General features: G+C 48.5%; 2 protein-coding genes. Both read right to left on the reverse strand.

What is annotated here, in order from left to right:
* The coding region (locus U9P07_08485; protein ID MEA2109439.1) for a hypothetical protein at positions 1–901 on the reverse strand (901 nt) is incomplete at its 3' end.
* A 178-nt stretch (positions 902–1,079) separates the two neighbouring features.
* A complete protein-coding gene (gene mdh / locus U9P07_08490; GenBank protein ID MEA2109440.1) occupies positions 1,080–2,009 on the reverse strand; it encodes a malate dehydrogenase in 930 nt (309 codons plus the stop codon).
* Positions 2,010–2,732: the final 723 nt, after the last annotated feature.

Raw genomic sequence — 2,732 nt, forward strand, 5'->3', positions numbered from 1 at the left:
GCTCGATTATCAGATCGTTCATGTCAGCCTGACAGACAATGGTAAACCCCTTGTCCGGGTGACCATTGATTTCCAGCTCCAGATTGCCTGAACCGTAGGGAATATCCAAAAAATCCGCGGATACCGGCAGCTGCAGGCGCAAATTTTTCAGCAGCAGGCCAACCAGTTGGAGTTTGCCATCAACCTGCAATGACCCGGGCTTTGACTTTGACCCATCTTTGGGAAGATGCCAGTAAAAGTCGGCGCCAAAACGTCCCCCCAGACAAGCACCCTCTCCATGAAACACGGAACCGGAATGTGAAGGATCATAGACATAACGGGCTTCAACTTTCTGCAACTGCAAGCCCTCGGCCAGACCGGGAAAATTTTCAAGCTGGCAGTTCCCGTCAATAACTTTAATGGTAAACCGGGAACTCGGCAAGATATAAGGCAGCTGCCGGCCGGTACTATTCATGACCGAGCCGGGAATCTCCAATGGTGGAACAGTCGCGGTTGAAACTCCGGAAGAATCAGGTAAACGAGATAATCCGGCGGGCAGAAAATGCCCGTCCCTGAGGCTGCCGGACAGTTGCGGGCCGCTGAATACCAGTTTATCAATGGCAAACCGCCCCCGGCACAGGGCCAGGACATTCAGTCCCGCTTCCACCCCGTCACTCCTGAGTGATGGCTGCCGGCCGCCGGCCGCTGTCTCATCAACAACCAGCTTTTCCGCCGTAAAAGCCGGAAGCGGAAAAACCTGGAAGCGCAAAGCAGCCATATGAACCGGTTGTCCCAGGTAATCCTGCAGCTGACGTTCCACCTTTAACTGCAGGGAGGTTAACGGCAACAGAGGCGGCACAACAGCCAGCAGGATGGCGATAACGGCAAAAATGAGCAGAAGAATTATAAACGATTTTTTCATTGAAAAAGATGTACCTTTACTGGACACGGCAGGCGGTATAGGGAAAATACCTTATACCTTTGACCTTTCATCGCTGTTCCTATCACATAACACCGGTGAAAAAAAACGAAAAAGGGGACAGATTTAAAAAATCTGTCCCCGGCTATATTCAAAAAATCCGTCCCCGGCAATGTCCGGATCAAACCTTGATTTTCTCCACCAGCGTTTTCACACTTTCACAGGATTTCTGCAGACCGGCTTTTTCTTCCGGCAGCAAATCAATCTCAATTACCTGCTCAACCCCGCCGGCACCCAGTTTCGCCGGCACACCCATATAGTAACCGTCTATTCCGTATTCACCTTCAAGGTAAGCGGCAACCGGTAAAATCCGTTTTTTATCTTTGAGGATCGCTTCGGCCATCTGCACGGCTGAAGCCGACGGAGCATAAAAGGCACTGCCGGTTTTCAGGAAGGAAACGATTTCCGCCCCGCCGTTGCGAGTCCGCTCGACGATGGCATCAATCTTTTCCTGGGGCAGCAGCGCCGGCAGGGGAATCCCAGCTACGGTTGAATAGCGGGCCAGCGGCACCATGGAATCACCATGACCACCCAGAACAAAGGCTGATACATCTTTAACTGAAACATCCATTTCCATGGCAATAAACGACCGCATGCGGGCGGAATCCAACACTCCAGCCATACCCATAACCCGGTTTTTCGGAAAACCGCTCACTTTCTTGGCCACGTAGACCATGGCATCCAGCGGGTTAGTCACCATAATAATGAAGGCATTGGGTGAATATTTAGCCACCTGTTCCGTCACTCCCTTGATGATGCCGGCATTTTTTTCCAGCAGGTCATCACGGCTCATCCCCGGTTTACGGGCCAGGCCGGCAGTGATAATCACAATATCAGAATCTTTGGTATCCTCGTAGTTATTGGTACCGACGATGCGGGAATCAAAGCCTTCCACCGGAGAGGCTTCAAAAAGATCGAGTCCCTTGCCCTGGGGAACCCCCTCAATAATATCAATCAGCACCACATCACCCAGTTCTTTGGCCGCGGCCCAGTGAGCACAGGTAGCCCCGACATTGCCGGCCCCGACTACGGTAATCTTGTTTCGTCGCATCATTCCCTCCTCCAATAATACATTATCCCAATTTTATTCACTAAGAGCACTTATTCTGAATACTGTACACAATATATGGTAAAAAAGCAAATTGTTTTAAAAATGGTGACGCTACCAGATGCAGATGACCGGATATGGTTATCCAGCATGCTTTTTTGCGGCAATAGGATGAGATTTAGAACCTTGCTCCTGAAAGTCTGTCACTCTTTTCAGTACCCCCTTGAGGGGTAAAAAAAACAAGAAATTTTAACCAAATATTTGCCGGTGAATTTTGTCAAAACCACAGATGAACACAGGTGCACACAGATAAAACCCGGCATTTGTGTCTATCTGTGGTTCATAAATATTTTAGGCTGCGGGTTTTGCCCACATTAGTGACTATTCGGTTAACAATGAAAATAAGATAACTCTCACAGAGACACGGAGTCACAGAGGGCAAATGACTCGGGTTCTCTGTGACTTTGTGCCTCTGTGAGAGTATTTTTATCTTTTCTGAAAACGTAGTCGAATGTTTACGTTTGTAATAGTAAAACATCCTGTAATCATTAAACCTACAAGGTACAAAGTAAAAACCTTAAACTCTACACCTTACACCTTACACCTTACACCTTAAACCTTTAAAGGCTAATCGCTCAGTTTAGGTCACAAAGACACGGAGAAAAGCAAGATTCTCCCACATCCCTCTGTGGCTCTGTGCCTCCATGAGAAAAGAAAATGGGGTCA

The sequence above is a fragment of the Pseudomonadota bacterium genome, assembly GCA_034660915.1.
Lineage (GTDB): Bacteria > Desulfobacterota > Anaeroferrophillalia > Anaeroferrophillales > Anaeroferrophillaceae > DQWO01.